We start from the raw sequence: 17,012 nt of genomic DNA on the forward strand, positions 1-17,012 counted from the left end.
TGTATTACATACTTTCAATTTTTTTCCGAAATTCAGCTGGAGTAATGGAACCGTTTTCAAGAAGAATCAGGTCTTCCAGGGCTACGGTGGAAAAAATGACGTTGGATTGCCGGTCGGCCACACTGATTTCAAGGGAAACCTTATCAATCTCCGGACTGTTGGGTGTCATGCGTATCGCTTTGGCCACCGCAAAAAAACCGGTCATCATGGTGGAGTTGTAATTTGTCCTCCTGGCATCCAGTTTTAGAATCAGTACCAGGTTATCCTCGAAATCTTTCTCAACCCGGATATCTTGCATTCCCACATCAATCTGATAGGCTTTGCACACCCGCTGAATATTGTACATCAGGGCATACAATCCATGAGACTGGGCATAGGCAAGTCCGGTAAAAAGCAATAAAAGCATAAGGTATTTAATCACTGTATATTTTTTCAAGATTCCCTCCTGAAGCTTTCAGAACTATGTGAAAATATCTTTATCTGACCTGGATTTCAAGCATATTCTTCCCGGACACCATTTTTAAAAAGAGACTTCAGATGATTCATACCGTACCAGTAGGCTAAATCACGGTAATCCCTGACATTCCAAATAGCGATATCGGCTCGTTTCCCCGGAGCCAGAATTCCTCTGTCAGACTCAAGTCCAAGGGAGCAGGCACTATGCCAGGTAACGGCCTGCAGGGCTTCGAGGGGACTTAAATGCATATAAACACAGGCCAGGGTGAGAATAAGGGAGAGGTTCTGGGTCATGGAGCTGCCGGGATTAAAATCAGTAGCCAGAGCTACCCTCACGCCTTCATCCCAAAGTCTACGGGCTGGTGCATAATCACATTTACCCAGGAAAAAAGTGGTTCCTGGTAATATAATGGCTGTTGTATGGCTGTTTTTCAATGCCCGGATCCCTTCTTCTGAAACCTTCATAAGATGATCGGCCGAATCGGCATGACGTGAGACCGCCAATTCAGTCCCGCCAATTGCTGTAAATTCATCGGCATGAATTCTCAGCCGAAGACCGTATGCCTGGGCAGCATCAAAGATTTTTTCCGTCTCATCCCGTGAAAAAACAGTTTTTTCCGTGAAGACATCACAATAGACAGCCAGATTTTCTTCTGCCACAGCCGGGATCATTTCATCCGTAATAAGACGAATATATTTGTCACGCTGATTCCGGTATTCGTCTGGAATCTCATGGGCTCCCAGAAAAGTCGGGATCAAATCCAGGGAGAGGGATTCATTCAAACGGCGTATCACCCGAAGCGATTTCAGCTCATCCATTGTAGTCAATCCATACCCGCTTTTTGCCTCAATGGTGGCTGTGCCATATTCCAGGAATTTTTTTACCCGGGGAAGGGATCTGTCGAACAATTCATCTTCAGACATGTTTCGCAGGGAACGTACGCTGTTCAGGATCCCACCGCCGGCAGCGGCAATGGCCTGATAATCTGCACCCTGAACCCGTAATTCAAACTCTTTTCGCCGCATATCCGCAAATACAGGGTGTGTATGAGGATCGATGAAAGCCGGCGTTACCACACAATTGCTGCAATCGAATTCCCGGGCATCCTGTATGTCAGCAGACAGACCGATGGAAAAAATCCTGTCCAGTGCAATGACAAGGTCCTGATTCTCCAGTATGACCATTTCCCCCAGATTTTCATCCCACGTAACCAATTGTCCAATGTTTTTCAGTACCGTTCTCATCGTTCAATCCTGAAGGTTAAATGTTTTTATCCGGTTAAAATATTCTTTATCCGCTTTTAAAACATTATATGAAAAAATTACATAATGGGGGAAATTTAATGATTTGGCTACAGCTGCCTGTTTTTCAAACTCCGGATAATCCTGATTCCAGATTCCGTTGCCAATCCAGACCTGTTGGGTATAGTGAGCTGGCAATATATCCTTGATTTCCAGAAGATTTTCACGGTACAACTGATCCCGTGTGGTATAGTTCATGGGAATGGCACAATCCAGCCAACCCTGCTTTAACCACTCTGCCCAGTCCTGGTAAAAATGATTTCTTGCTTCAGATGGAGAGGCTTTTACGGCAGCTGAGAGTATGACGGGGATATTTAACTGCCTGTTAAAATCAGAAAGTTCTTTCAGCAATTTGTTAATAGCATCCCGCCGGTACTGGTCATAAAGTTTTTTAAAGAGTGTATAGGATTCGGAATCGTTCCATAGTGGCGCATCCTTCATGAAAAGCCGGGGATTGACCCCAAATTTCTTATAAAAAACATCCATTCCATCGGGATTATACCCGAATTCCGGTCCCTGAAAGCGGATATAGTCCAAATGAAGGCCGTCGATATTGTACTCACTGATCAACTCCTTCATCAGGACAAGCAAATAGCGGTTCACCTGAGGATGAAGCGGGGACAGATAAACCCCTTCGAACAGCTGGTGGTTGTGGGAGGATTTTAGTTTATCGAGGTCGCTGGCAGCATTTTCGTCCCACTCAATCCATTCGGGAAAAATGGATAGCAGGTGCAGATCCGGCGGATCTTCAGAACGGTTAGAATAAAGGACATAGGTATTAAACCAGGCATGAATTTTGAGTCCTTTTTTATGACCTTCCGAACAAACATATTTCAGGGGATCAAAATCCCCGTTCCTGACCAGGGATGATGTTTCCATATATTTACTATGATACATCGCATCTCCCCTGCCACGGACCTGGACAAAGAGATCGGTAAACCCCAGGGTTTGAGCATGACTCAGGAATTGGTCAATCCGTTTCCGGGTTACAAGATCCTCACGTAACACCCAAAGGCCTTTGTGGATTTCCTGTCCATCAAGAAGGTTGTATGAAAACAAAAAAAGGGCAACCGCAACGACTGCCCTTTTGAACGTACCATATATGAACGCTGAGTTTATCAATTTACGCTTTTGTTTTTGTGTCTTCTCCGGAAGATGTGTCATCACTGTCTACTTTATCTTCCACAGGTGCTTCTTCTTTCGCTTCAGCTTCTTTTACTTCAGGTTCTTCTTTTTCCAAATTGCTTTTTTCGGTTTTGGTTTGTTCAGCCTTTGGTGTTTCTTTACTGCTTTCTTTTACTTTTTCTTTTTTAACAGCTGTTGCTTTTTTTGGGGATTTCTTTTTCTTATCCGTATCTGAACCTACCATATCTACCAATTGAAACAGAACAACTTTTGCCGCATCATTGGGACGTTGCCCAAGTTTGAGGATGCGGGTATATCCACCATTTCGGTTCATATAAACCGGAGCAATCTCTTCAAAGAGAATTTTCACAGCTTCTTTATTCCGGAGCTGGGCAAAGGCCAGGCGGCGATAGTGGGTTGTATCCTTTTTTGCATAGGTGATCAACCGCTCAACAAGGCGCCGGGCTTCTTTTGCTTTGGCTTCTGTTGTTTTAATCTGTTTATGGAGAATCAGGGATGCGGCCATATTCTGGAGCATCGCTTTTCTGTGGCTGGGGGTACGACCTAATTTACGTCCTCTTTTTACGTGTCTCATATCCGTTCACTTCACTTCTTGTTTACATCTTTAACATATTCAGAAATATCCATACCAAAACGAAGTCCCAGCTCATCCAGCTTCTCGATGAGTTCATTCAGGGATTTCCGGCCAAAATTCTTAAACCGGAGCATTTCGTTTTCTTCTTTGGATACCAGATCGGCAATGGTTTTGATTTCAGCAGCCTGAAGGCAATTGTAGGAGCGGACGGAGAGTTCCAGCTCATCGATACTCCGCATAAGTTGTTTCCGTATCCGCATCTTATCTTCATCTATCTGCTGTTCCGGTTCAATCACATCAGTGGACTGGAGTGCGAAGAAGGGTTTCAGGTGATCTGCCAGGAGTTTAGAGGAATAGGAAACGGCATCCTGAGGTGTCATAGTTCCATCTGTTGTCACTTCAAGGATCAGTTTTTCCAGATCTTCCTTTACTCCTGACTGAAGTTTTTCCACAAAATAGTTCACTTTAACAATGGGTGAGAAAATGGAATCGATCCAGATTGTATCCAGGGGAGCATCGGCGGTTTTATTGTTATCCGCAGTAAAATACCCTCTACCGCGACCGATCCACAGTTCCAGTGTCAGATTTTTTTCTTCTTCAATAGTCATGATATGTTGATCGGGATTCATGATTTCCACATTTGGGTTTCCACCGCTGAGCATACCTGCCGTAATATTGGCTGGCCCCTGTAGTTTGAGGGTTAGCTTGATGGGCTTGGAATTTGCCAGTCGTACGCGGACTTTTTTAAGATTCAGGATAATCAGGGTTACATCTTCAATCACACCGTCGATGGTGGAAAACTCATGAAGGACCCCTTCAATCCGAAGGGCTGTTACCGCCGCGCCAGGTATAGATGAAAGTAAAACACGCCTGAGGGCATTTCCGGTTGTAATGCCGAATCCCCTTTCGAGGGGCTCCAGGATAAACCGGCCAAAGCGCTCCTGCTTTACATCTTCATCAATTTTTATTTTTTCAGGTATTTGAAAATTGGGCATGTCTCATAACCTCTATTATTTATTTAGAATACAATTCGACGACCAATTGTTCATTAAAGTCCTGAGGGATTTCTTCCCTTTCAGGGATATGAAGAATTTCGCCACTTAATTTCGCTTTATCCAGTTTCAGCCAACTCAGGTTTCCGTGAGACTTTTTGACAGCATCCAGGATCAGATCCAGGCGTTTACTTTTTTCGCGAATACGGATCACGTCCCCGGGTTTTACCTGATAGGACGGGATATTGACCACTGATTCATTCACCAGGACATGTTTATGGGAAACGATCTGCCGTGCAGCACGGCGTGTGGGTGCAAATCCCAGGCGGTAAACCACGTTATCAAGTCGGCTTTCAAGCATTCTCATTAAATTGTCACCCGTTTTCCCTTCCTGGCGATCAGCCCGTTTAAAATAGTTTCTAAACTGACGTTCCAATACACCGTACGTATGCTTAATACGCTGTTTTTCGCGCATTTGAATACCATATTCTGAGAGGCGATGCCGATGGGTTGGGCCGTGTTCTCCGGGGGGATAATTTTTCTTTGGATTGGAAAATTTTGGAGATTCAAAAGCCGCATAATCCAAACGACGACAGATCTTTCCTCTTGGACCACGATATCTAGCCATAAATAACTCCTACACTCTTCGACGTTTCGGGGGACGGCATCCATTATGAGGAATGGGTGTAACGTCCTTAATTGCGGTTACTTCCAGTCCGGCAGCAGACAGAGATCTGATAGCCATTTCTCTTCCTCCGCCTGGACCTTTTACACGGACTTCCACGCGGACCAGTCCTGCATCCATGGCTTCCTTCGCTGCAATTTCAGCGGCTTGTCCTGCGGCAAAAGGAGTGCTTTTTCTGGATCCTTTAAATCCGGCACGTCCTGCAGTGGCCCAGGCAATGGCATTCCCGTACTGATCGGCTAATGTAATCACCGTATTGTTATATGAAGCTTTGATGAAAGCAATCCCGTCAGGATCAACTCTCAGCTTTCTCTTTCTTTTGCGTGTTGCTTGTGTTTTCTTTGCCAATTTTAGACTCCGATAAATTGGAAATTATTGCTTATGTTTTCCGTTTTTTCTTAATCGCTGCCCTTTTCTTACCTTTCCGTGTCCGGGCATTATTCTTGGTGTTCTGCCCCCGGACCGGAAGTCCCCGGCGATGCCGGAGTCCACGATAGCAGCCGATATCCATCAACCGTTTAATATTCATTGTTACTTCGGTACGCAATGCACCTTCAACTTTATATTCGTCGGCAATCAGCTGACGAATGGAACTGACCTGATCTTCTGTCAGATCCTGCACACGGATTTCAGGATCAACTCCTGCTTTTTCCAGGATCTTAAGAGCCATAGGACGTCCTATACCATAAATGTAAGACAAACCCACTTTGACTTTTTTGTCGCGCGGTAAGTCTACGCCTGCAATTCGAGCCAAATTAACCTCCTAATTATCCTTGTCTCTGTTTGTGCTTTTTGTTTTCGCAAATGACGCGTACAACGCCACCTCTGCGAATAATTTTACACTTGTCACAGATTTTTTTTACTGATGCGCGTACTTTCATTTCAATTCCTTTACTTATATCGATAGACAATACGGCCTCTGGACAAATCATAAGGGGACAATTCCAATGTCACCTTGTCACCTGGCAGAATTTTGATAAAATGCATACGCATTTTACCTGAGATATGAGCCAGGACTTCATGTCCATTTTCCAACTCCACCCTGAAAGATGCATTGGGCAGAGTCTCCAGTATTGTTCCATCCACTCTGATAGCGTTTTGCTTTGCCATATTTCACCCGTTTGTCAGAATAAGCGGTTCATTTTCAGTGACTGCGATGGTATGCTCAAAGTGAGCCGACACTTTCCGGTCCCGCGTCACGATGGTCCAGCCATCCTGCAGGGTTTCCACTTCATGGGTTCCCAGATTGATCATCGGTTCAATTGCGATGACCAGACCGGGTTTCAAACGCATACCACGCCCCGGATGTCCGTAATTGGGGACCTGGGGCTCTTCATGAAGTTTCCGTCCGATTCCGTGTCCCACCAGGGACCGGATCACCGAAAAGTGATGCCCTTCTGCATGTGTCTGAATCGCGTGGCCGATATCCAGCAAGTGATTACCGGATACAGCCTTGCGAATGCCGATATTCAGACATTCTTCCGTGACGGTCATCAGCCGTTTCCAATCCTCCGGCAACTCACCCACGGCAAATGTCCGTGCGTGATCTCCATAGTATCCATCCACAATGGTTCCACAGTCTATACTGACCATGTCCCCCTCTTTGAGGATACGCGGACCGGGAATGCCGTGAACGACCTCTTCATTGACAGATACGCAGAGTGTTGCGGGGTAACCGTTATACCCTTTAAAGCCGGGAAGTCCGTGATGAGACCGGATATAATCTTCGGCAATAGTATCAAGCTTTGCCGTGCTTATTCCGGGTTTGATCCATTTTGAGACTTCCACAAGGGTATCATGGACCAGCTTTCCCGCTTTCCGCATGATTTGAATTTCATGCTGTGATTTGTAGCGTATCATACGATGGCCGTTTTAAAAACGGCGCCGTCCCCGAAGTTTTCCGGATTTCAAAAAACCGTCATAATGGCGGGTAATCAGTTGTGATTCAATTTGCTGAAGCGTATCCAGAGCCACACCTACAAGAATCAGCAAAGATGTCCCACCAAAGAAACTGGCCAGATCGTAATCAATCCCCATGACATTCATCAGGATGTAGGGAAAAATTGCCACGATAGCCAGGGCAATCGAACCGGGTAATGTAACCCGTGTGAGAATATTGTCGATATATTCTGCTGTACGTTTTCCCGGACGGATACCGGGAATAAATCCCCCGTGCTTTTTCATGTTATCCGCCACTTCCGTGGGATTGAAAGCAATCGCCGTATAGAAGTAGGTGAAGAAAATGATGAGCAATCCAAAGACCAGCCAGTAGAACCAGTGATCGATGGAGAAGATGCGCATAGCACTTTGAAGCCATTCCACATCACCCATAAAGGTGGTGATGGTACTTGGAATGAACATGAGGGATTGAGCAAAGATAATCGGCATCACACCGGCTGTATTCACCCGGAGGGGAATATGAGTCGACTGGCCGCCATAGATTTTCCGTCCGACAACCCGTTTTGCATACTGAACAGGAATCTTGCGCGTTCCCTGTGTCAGCAGAATCACAAAACCAATCGTCAGAACCATGAGTCCCAGAAGAATCACTTCTGCAAAGAGGCTTCTAACCCCTTCAGAAATGAGGGTGACTTCCTTGAAAATCACGTTGGGGAAGCGGACCATAATACCGATCATAATAATGAGGGAGATACCGTTTCCGATACCCCTGTCCGTTATCTGTTCACCGAGCCACATAATAAACATGGTTCCGGTGATCAGAGTTAAAACTGTCAAAAGGACGAATCCCATACCCGGATTGGGAACGACAGGCATGGGCTGAGCCGATGTCCCGGCATTCATGTGCTGAAGGAAGATGGCCACGCCGTAGCCTTGCAACGCTGAAATAGCCACGGTGCCATAGCGGGTTAATTGCGTAAGTTTCTTTCTCCCTTCCGGTCCTTCCTTTTGCAGTCTCTGGAAATAGGGAAAGACAGCTCCGAGAAGCTGAATGATAATGCTCGCGCTGATATAGGGCATAATTCCCAGGGCAAAAACGGTTGCTTTTTGAAAAGCACCGCCTGCGAACATATCATAGAGGCCCAGGAGTGTATTTTGAAAGCTCTGGGCTGCGATACTGAGGGCTTCTGTATCTACACCGGGGAGAGGAATGTGTCCACCCACACGGTAGACAACCAGAATGAGAATGGTGAACAGAATTCTCTGTCGCAATTCGTGAATCTTGAAAACGGATTTCAGACTCTGGATCATAATACTATGGCCTTTCCGCCGGCTTTTTCAATTTTTTCTTTGGCTGTGGCACTGAAAGCATCCACAGTAATGGTGAAGGCTTTATCCACTTCGCCCACCCCGAGTATCTTCACGGGTTTATCTTCTTTTTTCACCAGTCCGTTCGCTTTCAAAACCGTTGCATTAATCTCTTCAGTTTCGAGCGTATTCAGGTCTTTCAGATTCACAATCTGAAATTCCTGACGGAATTTATCATTGGAAAATCCCCGTTTGGGAACCCGGCGCTGGAGGGGCATCTGTCCGCCTTCAAACCAACTGTAGTGTTTTGCACCGGAGCGGGATTTTTGTCCATTGGATCCACGTCCGGCCGTACAACCATTTCCGGACCCAATGCCGCGGCCGCGACGTTTGGTGTTTTTCCGGGACCCTTTTGCGGGTTTAAGTGTCGATAATATCATGATTCTTCAACCTCCTCGACTTCAACCAGATGTGAGACCTGAGAGATCATCCCACGGGTGGGACCATTATCAGGAAGAAGAACGGTTTTGTGAAGTTTTCCAAGTCCCATGGCTTCAATCGTCCGGGCTGTCCGTTCGCGATAACCAATGGTGCTTTTTATCTGAGTCACTTTGAGTTTTTTTTCTTTTTTCTTAGCCATCTCAGTTAAATACCTCCTGTACCGTAATACCCCGCCGTTTGGCCACCATATAGGGATCTTCCAGTTCTGCAAGGGCATTCATGGTTGCTTTGATGACATTATGAGAGTTGGCGCTACCGATGGATTTGGCCAGAATATCATGGACACCTACCTGTTCCATGATTGCACGGACCGGTCCTCCGGCAATAATTCCAGTACCGGGAGAAGCCGGTTTCAACACGACACGGGCGGCACCATAGCGACCGATCACCTCATAGGGGATGGTTCCTTTAAGTACGGGAACCCGGATAATATTCTTTTTGGCATCTTCCCGGCCTTTATTGATGGCATCGATCACCTGGTTTGCCTTTCCAAGTCCCACACCCACATGTCCGTTGCCGTCGCCGACAACCACAATGGCGTTGAAACGGAAGCGGCGGCCACCGGTAATCACCTTGGCAACGCGATTTATCTTGACGACCTTCTCGTCCCGTAATTCCAACTCAGCAGGATTGATTGACTTTTTCAAATGCAAGACAATACTCCTTCTTTAGAATTTCAATCCGGCTTCACGACTGGCTTCAGCCAACGCTTTGACCCGACCGTGATAAATATATCCGTTCCGGTCAAAAACCACCGTTTCGATTTTTTGTTTTTTGGCAAGTTCGGCAATCTGTTTGCCCACTTCCACACTCATTTCTGTTTTGGATTTGGATGCGAGTTTCTCTTTATTCTCTTTGGAACAGGAATTCGCATGGGCCAAAACCTGATTGTTGATATCATCAATAATCTGAGCGGAGATATGCCGGTTGCTTCTGAAGACAACCAGTCTGGGCCGCTCGGGTGTACCGGAAACCTTTTTACGGATTCGTGCCTTTTTCCGGTATCGGATTTCATTTCGATTTACATTTTTTTTCATAATCCAGTCCCTTACTTCTTGATCGTCTTTCCGGCCTTCCGGTGGACCGTTTCGCCCACATAGCGTATCCCCTTGCCTTTATAGGGTTCCGGGGGACGGAAGGAGCGAATCTGGGCCGAAACAGCCCCTACTTTTTGTTTGTCGATGCCGGATACCGTGATAATATTACCACGGCCGACCTCGAATGAGATCCCGTCCGGAGGTTCGATCAGAATCTGATGGGAATATCCCAGTGTTAAGAGTAAGTTTTTTCCCCGCAGTTCAACGGAATAGCCTACACCCTGGATTTCGAGCTGTCTTGAATATCCTTCAACAACACCCGTAACCATATTCTGAATCAGGGACCGGGTCAGTCCATGAAGGGACTTATGGGTCCTGGAATCAGACGGGCGGGTTACTACTATTGTATTATCCTTCAGTGCTACCGTCATTTCGGGATGATAATTTAACGTCAGTTCACCTTTGGGACCTTTGACAGAGAGGATCCCACTGGCGACACTCGCTTTGACATTTTCAGGTACCGGAATTGGGTTTTTACCGATTCGTGACATAAGTACTTCCCTTCTTACCAGATTTTACAAAGATACTCACCGCCGATACCCTTTTCCCGGGCTTCTTTGTCGGTCAGTACCCCCTGAGAGGTTGAGAGAATTCCAATTCCAAGTCCGTTTCGGACCCGGGGAATTTCCAGGGCTTTAACATAAATTCGCCGTCCTGGCTTACTGACCCGTTCGAGTCCGTACAAGACGGGTCGGCCGTCGCTCAGATATTTCAGATAAAGCCGAAGCATCCCCTGTTTTCCATCCTCTACAAGGATGAAATCTTTAATGTAACCTTTTGTCTTCAAGATCAATGCAATCCGCGCTTTCAACTTACTTGCGGGAATTTCAACCCACCGATGCTGAGCTGTGGTTGCATTGCGAATACGTGTTAAGAAATCTGCAATTGGATCAGTCATGAATCTTCCTTTTTACCAACTTGCTTTTGTTATTCCGGGAATTTCACCCTTTAAAGCCAGTTCGCGAAAACAAATACGACACAGGCCGAATTTACGGTAAACGGCTTTAGGCCGGCCGCAAAGACTGCAACGAGTGTTAGCTCTGGTTGAGAACTTTGGTTTGCGCTTGGCTTTTGCTATCATGGATTTTTTTGCCATAGGAATCCTTATCCTTCTGTTTGCGTGGTACGGCGTTTAAACGGGAAACCGAATGCTTTTAAAAGTTCATAACATTCCTGGTCATTTTTGGCCGTGGTTGTTATGGTAATATTCATACCCCGCACGCGGTCCACTTTGTCATAATCAATTTCAGGAAAAATAACCTGTTCTTTCAGGCCAAATGTATAATTTCCAAACCCGTCAAAGGCTTTGTCCGACAATCCGTTAAAATCCCGGACCCGGGGAATGGTTACATTGATCAGCCGATCCAGAAACTCATACATTTTTGTCCGCCTCAGGGTTACCCGTACACCCACGGGATCACCTTCACGGATCTTGAAATTACTGATCGCTTTCTTGGCACGTGTGACCACAGCATGCTGACCGGTAATCATTTCAAGATCTTTGACGCAATTTTCAACCTGAGCCGGTTCTTCCTTTGCATTCCCCAATCCAACAGTGACGCTGATTTTATCAAGTCTTGGGACTTCCATGGAATTATCATAACCGAAAGTCTTTGTCAGATAAGGGACTACCTCTTTTTGGTACATTTCCTGTAATCTCGGAATCTTATTCATAATCCTTATTTCCCTTCATCCACTTGTTCGCCCGTTTTCTTTCCATAACGGACACGGGATCCGTCAGCAAGTATCCGTTTTCCGGTACGGGTCGTCTGGTTGTCCTGAATCAACATCACATTGGATGCATGAATCGGGGCTTCTTTTTCAACGATGCCGCCTTGTGGATTTTGCTGATTAGGCCGGGTGTGGCGTTTCACCAGGTTTACACCCTCAACGATAACCCGGTTTCGTACCGGGAACACTTTGAGGATCTTCCCGGTTTTCCCCCGGTCTTTCCCCGTAATGACTTTAACTGTGTCATTTTTCTTTACGTGCACGGGACTCTCCTTACAATACTTCAGGTGCCATTGAGACAATTTTCATATACTGTCTTTCACGCAGTTCACGGGCTACGGGTCCGAAAATTCGGGTCCCGATGGGTTCACCCTGGGGGTTGATCAATACCGCTGCATTTTCATCGAAACGGATATAGGAGCCGTCCGGGCGTCCCACTTCCTTTTTCGTGCGGACGATGACCGCCTGGGCTACATCACCCTTTTTGGCTGTTCCGCCGGGAATCGCCTGCTTGACAGCAACAACAATGACATCACCCACTGTTGCATACCGGCGGCGTGTTCCGCCCAGGACTTTAATGCACTGGACGACTTTCGCCCCGGAATTATCGGCAACCCGCAATTTGGATTCAACTTGTATCATCTCGCAATGCCTTTCTCAGTTTAAACTTCGGGTTCACGGTCTATGATTTCAACAAGGCGCCATCTTTTGCGTTTGCTTAAGGGGCGTGTTTCAACGATACGGACCGTATCACCGATCCGGCACTCGTTCTTTTCATCATGGGCCATGAACTTCACACTGCGTGTGATATACTTTCCGTAAACCGGATGTTTGATTTTTCGGCTGATCAGGACAGTCACGGATTTATCCATCTTATCGCTGACCACTTTGCCAATTCGGACTTTTTGATTTTTAGTGCTCATGCATCATCCCAGTTCTTAGCGCTTACCCAGTTCATATTCACGCAATATGGTCTTCAGTTGGGCAATTTCTTTTTTTACCTTTTTAATCTGCAGAGGATTATCAAGTTGTTGCAGGGTAAGCTGAAACCGCAAATTCATCAGTGCTTCCTCATTATCCCGCAATTTGATCACGGCTTCTTCCTGCGTGAGTTCTTTAAGTTCCGTTTTAGACAACATGATTTATCCTCCTATTTCCCGGCGTGAAACCATTTTCGTCTTGATGGGAAGTTTATTGGAAGCCAGGCGAAAAGCCTGTTTTGCCATCTCTTCCGTCACACCTTCCACTTCAAACATGATTCGACCGGGCTTCACAACGGCTACCCAGAATTCGGGTCCGCCTTTCCCCTTCCCCATACGGGTCTCCAGTGGCTTTTTGCTCACGGGCTTGTGGGGGAAAATCCGAATCCACATTTTTCCGTGTTTACGAACAACACGGGAAATGGCAACACGGGCGGACTCAATCTGTCGGCTGGTAATCCAGGATGCTTCAAGGGCTTTCAGACCATAATCTCCGTAATTCACTTCAGAACCCCGAAACGCGAATCCAGTCCTGCGTCCTCTGTGTTGCCGGCGATATTTTACCTTACGAGGCATTAACATGAGAAAAAATCTCCGTTCTTCGTTTTAAATTGTGTTTACTTCACCGTTGCAAATCCAGACTTTTATGCCGATACATCCGTAACTGGTGTTCGCCGTGACGGATGCATAGTCAATATCGGCACGGAGCGTGTGCAGGGGTACCCGTCCCTCACGGGCAGATTCAACACGGGCCATTTCTGCACCACCCAGGCGTCCTGAACACTGAATTCTGATACCTTCAGCGCCCATGCGCATTGTGCTCTGGATTGCACGTTTGATCGCACGTCTGAAAGAGACTTTTCTTTCAAGCTGCTGGGCAATGTTTTCACCCACCAGATATGCGTCCAGCTCAGGCTTTTTAATCTCAACAATGTTTACCTGAACATCAGATTGTGTGAGTTTCCTAATCTCTTCTCTCAGCTGATCGACTTCTTTTCCCTTGGCGCCAATAACAATTCCGGGTCTGGATGTATGAATCGTTATGGTGATCAGCTTGGTTGTCCTTTGAATCTCTACCCTGGAAACACCACCTTTTGAGAGTCTTTTGGATACATACTTCCGAAGCATCAGATCTTCAGACAGTTTTCCGGCAAAATTTCTCTCGTCAAACCAGTTGGATAACCAACTTTTGGTGATACCAAGACGAAATCCGTAGGGATGTGTTTTCTGACCCAATCTCTACTCCTTTTTTGTCGATGCCGTTTCAGCTTTTTCAGGCAGGCCAACTTTGACTGTCACATGGCTTGACCGTTTGCGAATCAGATAAGCCCTTCCCATGGATCTGGGTTGAATCCTGCGGGTAATCGGCCCTTTATCCACATACGCTTCCTTGATTACCAACTCTTCGGGATTCACTTTGCTTCCCTCATCCGAGTCGATATAATTGGACACTGCCGAACGAATGGTCCCTTCTACAATTTTCGCCGCCTTATTCGGCAGGAAATGAAGGGCATTCAGCGCATGGTCCACACGTTTTCCACGGACCAGGTCCAGCATCGGCTTGATTTTCTTTGTACTGTGATGTACATATTTATTTATTGCGCGTGCTTCCATTATGTACCTGTCTTATCAATTATTTTTTCTTGTCATGCCCACGATATGTCCGCGTCGGGGCAAATTCGCCTAACTTATGTCCTACCATGTTTTCCGTCACATATACCGGGACAAATTTCATCCCATTATGGACGGCAAAGGTATATCCCACGAATTCCGGCGATATGGTAGATCTACGGGCCCAGGTTTTAATCACCTTCTTTTTACCGGTCCCGGACATCTCTTCGATTTTCGCCAGAATGTTTTCATCAACATAAGGACCTTTTTTCAGTGATCTTGTCATGTTTCACGGTTCCTTATTTTTTTCGCCTGGCCACGATATGCTTATCGCTGCCTTTGTTCTTCTTACGTGTTTTATAACCTTTGGTCGGTTTACCCCAGGGAGTCCTGGGATGTCCGCCACCGCTGGTTTTTCCTTCACCACCACCCATGGGATGGTCGATGGGATTCATGGCAACACCGCGAACCTTCGGGCGTTGACCGAGCCAGCGTTTCCGTCCGGCTTTTCCCAGTGACACGTTGGCATGCTCTTTATTTCCAATTTCTCCTACAGTCGCATAGCATCGGTCCAGGATCATTCTCATTTCACCAGAAGGAAGTTTCAGGGTGACATATTTTCCTTCTTTTGCCATGATCTGAGCAGCAGCACCTGCCCCGCGGGCAATCTGTCCACCCTTACCAGGTTTCATTTCAATATTGTGGACAATAGTACCCGATGGAATTTTAGACAAGGGCAGGGAATTCCCCACTTTAATTGCCACATCTTCACCGGATATCACCTGGTCGCCAACTTTGAGTCCCAATGGCGCCAGGATATAACGCTTTTCACCATCGGCATACTGCAAAAGAGCAATATCGGCAGACCGGTTGGGATCATATTCCAGAGCCACGATTTTTGCAGGAATGTTGAATTTATTCCGTTTGAAATCAATGATCCGGTATTGTCTTTTCTGACCGCCTCCACGTCTGCGGACACTGATACGACCCTTGCTGTTTCTACCACCTGAAGAAGGATTCGCTTTTAACAGCTTTTTTTCCGGTTCCTTCTTTGTCAGGTGGCTGAAATCCAGCGTCGTCTTTGTCCGTAATCCGGGAGTATGCGGTTTGTACGTTTTAATCGGCATAGATCTTTTCCTTAAACAGCTGTTTCACCTTCAAACAGGTCAATTCGTTCTTCAGGTCGCAGGGTTACGATGGCCTTTTTCCAGTGAGCTCTCCGTCCGTTGGTCCGGATTACTTTGCCGCCACTGCGTACCGTCTGAGTTTTTGATTTGCCTTTTAATCTCACGACGGCCACTTTCTCCACGTGAACATTGAAGCGTTTTTCCACTGCATTTTTTATGGTCATTTTATTTGCAGCCATATCGACTTTGAAAGCGTACTTGCGTTCCGTTTCAGACAGATATGTCATTTTTTCCGTGAGGAGTGGCCTGAGAATCACATGTCTTTCTTTTTCCACCTTACACCTATGCTTTCAATAATGTGTTCAGTTTCTCGGTGGCACTCTTTTCCATCAAAAGCACGTCACAATCGAGAATGTCAAAGGTTGATACCCGCTCTACGGGAATGATGTACACATTTGGCACATTCCGGCTTGCCAGATACAAATCATCTGAAATTTCTTCCACAAGAATGGTCAGTTTTTTGTCGGCAAGTTTCAGATTGTTCAGCAATTCAACAAATTCCCGGGTTTTGGGGCTTTCCACTTTTATTTCATCCACCACAACTACCCGATCATTTATCAGCATTGTGGATAAGGCACTGCGTCTGGCAAGACGGCGGACCTTTTTATTGAGCTTTTGAGTGTACAGATGTGGCTTGGGGGCAAAGGCTTTACCACCGCCGACCCAGATGGGTGAGCGGTTGCTACCGGCACGGGCCGTTCCACGTCCCTTTTGCCGCCAGGGTTTCCGGCCGCCTCCGCGAACCTCGCCCCGGGTTTTTCCCTTGTGAGTCCCCTGCCTCATATTGGCCAGTTCTGCCCGGACAGCTGCATGCATGCAGTGTTCATTCGGTTCAATTCCGAATACGTCCGGCGAGAGTTCCACCGTTGCGTTTAAAGGACTTCCGTCATTTTTCAGTACTTGTATTTTCATGTCCATCAATCCTCTAACTTCATAATGCGGATGATCCCGTTCCTCGCGCCTGGAACACTGCCTTTAACCAGCAACAGGTTTCTCTCCGTGTTCACTTCGACGACTCTCAGGTTCCGGATAGTGACGGTCTCGTTTCCCATCTGTCCAGCCATGCGCATCCCCTTCCATACTCTGGAGGGTGATGAACTGGCACCGATGGAACCGGGAGCCCTGAGGCGGTCACTCTGACCATGGGTCTTAGGTCCCCCGCGGAAACCATGACGCTTCACCCCACCCTGGAATCCTTTTCCCTTGGATGTGCCGGTAACGGCGACAACATCCCCGGGTTTGAAGATATCCACGGTGATTTCTGTGCCGGTTTTCAATCCGTCCGCTTCAAAATCACGAAACTCTTTCAATACTCTGAGTGCTTTACCGCTCTTTTTCAAATGCCCCAGTCTGGGCTTATTCAAGACTTTTTCCCGGGCTTCTTCAAAACCAAGTTGTACCGCATTGTATCCGTCTTTATCCTGCGTTTTGATCTGTGTTACATAACACGGACCCGCTTCAATGACGGTTACGGGAATATTCCTGCCGTACTGGTCGAAGATTCGGGTTAATCCGATTTTTCGTCCTATGATTCCGTTCACCG

Annotated in this window: 32 protein-coding genes; all 32 read right to left on the minus strand. The window is 46.7% G+C overall.

Annotated features, from left to right (window positions below):
• Positions 1–4 precede the first annotated feature (4 nt).
• Positions 5–436: a hypothetical protein gene (locus strainIA91_RS07960; protein WP_400166253.1), complete on the minus strand. Its 432-nt coding sequence runs from the start codon at positions 434–436 to the stop codon at positions 5–7.
• Positions 437–492: 56 nt separating this feature from the next.
• Complete coding sequence (hutI, locus tag strainIA91_RS07965) at positions 493–1,701, minus strand: imidazolonepropionase (protein ID WP_400166254.1); 1,209 nt, start codon at positions 1,699–1,701, stop codon at positions 493–495.
• Between the two features lie 3 nt (positions 1,702–1,704).
• Positions 1,705–2,817, minus strand: a complete 1,113-nt coding sequence (locus strainIA91_RS07970) for a glycoside hydrolase family 10 protein (protein ID WP_400166255.1) — start codon at positions 2,815–2,817, stop codon at positions 1,705–1,707.
• Positions 2,818–2,881: 64 nt separating this feature from the next.
• Entirely contained in the window at positions 2,882–3,478 is a 597-nt protein-coding gene (gene rplQ / locus strainIA91_RS07975) for a 50S ribosomal protein L17 (RefSeq protein WP_400166256.1), read from the minus strand.
• 11 nt (positions 3,479–3,489) lie between these two features.
• The gene (locus strainIA91_RS07980) at positions 3,490–4,473 is read right to left on the minus strand and encodes a DNA-directed RNA polymerase subunit alpha (RefSeq protein WP_400166257.1); all 984 of its coding nucleotides are present in this window, start codon (positions 4,471–4,473) and stop codon (positions 3,490–3,492) included.
• Positions 4,474–4,492: 19 nt separating this feature from the next.
• Positions 4,493–5,098 carry a 30S ribosomal protein S4 gene (gene rpsD, locus strainIA91_RS07985; RefSeq protein WP_400166258.1) on the minus strand — a complete coding sequence of 202 codons (606 nt, stop codon included), beginning with the start codon at positions 5,096–5,098 and terminating at the stop codon, positions 4,493–4,495.
• Positions 5,099–5,107: 9 nt separating this feature from the next.
• Positions 5,108–5,503: a 30S ribosomal protein S11 gene (rpsK, locus tag strainIA91_RS07990; RefSeq protein WP_400166259.1), complete on the minus strand. Its 396-nt coding sequence runs from the start codon at positions 5,501–5,503 to the stop codon at positions 5,108–5,110.
• Between the two features lie 31 nt (positions 5,504–5,534).
• Positions 5,535–5,909, minus strand: a complete 375-nt coding sequence (rpsM, locus tag strainIA91_RS07995; RefSeq protein ID WP_400166260.1) for a 30S ribosomal protein S13 — start codon at positions 5,907–5,909, stop codon at positions 5,535–5,537.
• Positions 5,910–5,922: 13 nt separating this feature from the next.
• The gene (gene rpmJ, locus strainIA91_RS08000) at positions 5,923–6,036 is read right to left on the minus strand and encodes a 50S ribosomal protein L36 (RefSeq protein ID WP_400166261.1); all 114 of its coding nucleotides are present in this window, start codon (positions 6,034–6,036) and stop codon (positions 5,923–5,925) included.
• Between the two features lie 10 nt (positions 6,037–6,046).
• Complete coding sequence (gene infA, locus strainIA91_RS08005; protein ID WP_400166262.1) at positions 6,047–6,265, minus strand: translation initiation factor IF-1; 219 nt, start codon at positions 6,263–6,265, stop codon at positions 6,047–6,049.
• A gap of 3 nt (positions 6,266–6,268) precedes the next feature.
• Positions 6,269–7,015 carry a type I methionyl aminopeptidase gene (gene map / locus strainIA91_RS08010; protein ID WP_400166263.1) on the minus strand — a complete coding sequence of 249 codons (747 nt, stop codon included), beginning with the start codon at positions 7,013–7,015 and terminating at the stop codon, positions 6,269–6,271.
• A gap of 12 nt (positions 7,016–7,027) precedes the next feature.
• Positions 7,028–8,365 (minus strand): preprotein translocase subunit SecY, encoded by a 1,338-nt coding sequence (secY, locus tag strainIA91_RS08015; protein ID WP_400166264.1) that lies wholly within the window; start codon positions 8,363–8,365, stop codon positions 7,028–7,030.
• The gene (rplO, locus tag strainIA91_RS08020; protein ID WP_400166265.1) at positions 8,362–8,802 is read right to left on the minus strand and encodes a 50S ribosomal protein L15; all 441 of its coding nucleotides are present in this window, start codon (positions 8,800–8,802) and stop codon (positions 8,362–8,364) included. Before rplO ends, secY begins: the two co-directional genes overlap by 4 nt.
• The gene (gene rpmD, locus strainIA91_RS08025; protein ID WP_400166266.1) at positions 8,799–9,002 is read right to left on the minus strand and encodes a 50S ribosomal protein L30; all 204 of its coding nucleotides are present in this window, start codon (positions 9,000–9,002) and stop codon (positions 8,799–8,801) included. The genes rplO and rpmD overlap by 4 nt, the downstream gene beginning before the upstream one ends.
• A 1-nt stretch (position 9,003) precedes the next feature.
• Positions 9,004–9,516 (minus strand): 30S ribosomal protein S5, encoded by a 513-nt coding sequence (gene rpsE / locus strainIA91_RS08030; RefSeq protein WP_400166267.1) that lies wholly within the window; start codon positions 9,514–9,516, stop codon positions 9,004–9,006.
• 15 nt (positions 9,517–9,531) lie between these two features.
• A complete protein-coding gene (rplR, locus tag strainIA91_RS08035) occupies positions 9,532–9,900 on the minus strand; it encodes a 50S ribosomal protein L18 (RefSeq protein ID WP_400166268.1) in 369 nt (122 codons plus the stop codon).
• An 11-nt stretch (positions 9,901–9,911) separates the two neighbouring features.
• Positions 9,912–10,451: a 50S ribosomal protein L6 gene (rplF, locus tag strainIA91_RS08040; protein WP_400166269.1), complete on the minus strand. Its 540-nt coding sequence runs from the start codon at positions 10,449–10,451 to the stop codon at positions 9,912–9,914.
• Between the two features lie 14 nt (positions 10,452–10,465).
• Positions 10,466–10,858, minus strand: coding sequence for a 30S ribosomal protein S8 (rpsH, locus tag strainIA91_RS08045; RefSeq protein ID WP_400166270.1), 393 nt, complete (start codon positions 10,856–10,858; stop codon positions 10,466–10,468).
• Between the two features lie 12 nt (positions 10,859–10,870).
• Positions 10,871–11,056, minus strand: coding sequence for a type Z 30S ribosomal protein S14 (locus tag strainIA91_RS08050; RefSeq protein WP_400166271.1), 186 nt, complete (start codon positions 11,054–11,056; stop codon positions 10,871–10,873).
• A gap of 8 nt (positions 11,057–11,064) precedes the next feature.
• Positions 11,065–11,625: a 50S ribosomal protein L5 gene (gene rplE / locus strainIA91_RS08055; protein WP_400168248.1), complete on the minus strand. Its 561-nt coding sequence runs from the start codon at positions 11,623–11,625 to the stop codon at positions 11,065–11,067.
• Positions 11,626–11,639: 14 nt separating this feature from the next.
• Entirely contained in the window at positions 11,640–11,954 is a 315-nt protein-coding gene (rplX, locus tag strainIA91_RS08060; protein WP_400166272.1) for a 50S ribosomal protein L24, read from the minus strand.
• Between the two features lie 10 nt (positions 11,955–11,964).
• Positions 11,965–12,333, minus strand: coding sequence for a 50S ribosomal protein L14 (gene rplN / locus strainIA91_RS08065; RefSeq protein ID WP_400166273.1), 369 nt, complete (start codon positions 12,331–12,333; stop codon positions 11,965–11,967).
• Between the two features lie 20 nt (positions 12,334–12,353).
• Entirely contained in the window at positions 12,354–12,614 is a 261-nt protein-coding gene (gene rpsQ / locus strainIA91_RS08070) for a 30S ribosomal protein S17 (RefSeq protein WP_400166274.1), read from the minus strand.
• Between the two features lie 15 nt (positions 12,615–12,629).
• Entirely contained in the window at positions 12,630–12,830 is a 201-nt protein-coding gene (gene rpmC, locus strainIA91_RS08075; protein WP_400166275.1) for a 50S ribosomal protein L29, read from the minus strand.
• A gap of 3 nt (positions 12,831–12,833) precedes the next feature.
• Positions 12,834–13,253 (minus strand): 50S ribosomal protein L16, encoded by a 420-nt coding sequence (gene rplP / locus strainIA91_RS08080; protein ID WP_400166276.1) that lies wholly within the window; start codon positions 13,251–13,253, stop codon positions 12,834–12,836.
• A 24-nt stretch (positions 13,254–13,277) separates the two neighbouring features.
• The gene (gene rpsC / locus strainIA91_RS08085; RefSeq protein ID WP_400166277.1) at positions 13,278–13,907 is read right to left on the minus strand and encodes a 30S ribosomal protein S3; all 630 of its coding nucleotides are present in this window, start codon (positions 13,905–13,907) and stop codon (positions 13,278–13,280) included.
• Between the two features lie 3 nt (positions 13,908–13,910).
• On the minus strand, positions 13,911–14,285 hold the full coding sequence (gene rplV / locus strainIA91_RS08090; RefSeq protein ID WP_400166278.1) for a 50S ribosomal protein L22: 375 nt from the start codon (positions 14,283–14,285) through the stop codon (positions 13,911–13,913).
• Positions 14,286–14,304: 19 nt separating this feature from the next.
• Positions 14,305–14,568: a 30S ribosomal protein S19 gene (gene rpsS, locus strainIA91_RS08095; RefSeq protein ID WP_400166279.1), complete on the minus strand. Its 264-nt coding sequence runs from the start codon at positions 14,566–14,568 to the stop codon at positions 14,305–14,307.
• A 13-nt stretch (positions 14,569–14,581) separates the two neighbouring features.
• Entirely contained in the window at positions 14,582–15,409 is an 828-nt protein-coding gene (gene rplB / locus strainIA91_RS08100; RefSeq protein ID WP_400166280.1) for a 50S ribosomal protein L2, read from the minus strand.
• Between the two features lie 11 nt (positions 15,410–15,420).
• Entirely contained in the window at positions 15,421–15,744 is a 324-nt protein-coding gene (gene rplW / locus strainIA91_RS08105; RefSeq protein ID WP_400166281.1) for a 50S ribosomal protein L23, read from the minus strand.
• Between the two features lie 7 nt (positions 15,745–15,751).
• Complete coding sequence (rplD, locus tag strainIA91_RS08110) at positions 15,752–16,381, minus strand: 50S ribosomal protein L4 (RefSeq protein ID WP_400166282.1); 630 nt, start codon at positions 16,379–16,381, stop codon at positions 15,752–15,754.
• Between the two features lie 5 nt (positions 16,382–16,386).
• Positions 16,387–17,010, minus strand: a complete 624-nt coding sequence (gene rplC / locus strainIA91_RS08115; RefSeq protein ID WP_400166283.1) for a 50S ribosomal protein L3 — start codon at positions 17,008–17,010, stop codon at positions 16,387–16,389.
• Positions 17,011–17,012: the final 2 nt, after the last annotated feature.

This window comes from Candidatus Neomarinimicrobiota bacterium (assembly GCA_041154365.1).
GTDB classification, from domain to species: Bacteria; Fidelibacterota; Fidelibacteria; order Fidelibacterales; family Fidelibacteraceae; genus Fidelibacter; species Fidelibacter multiformis.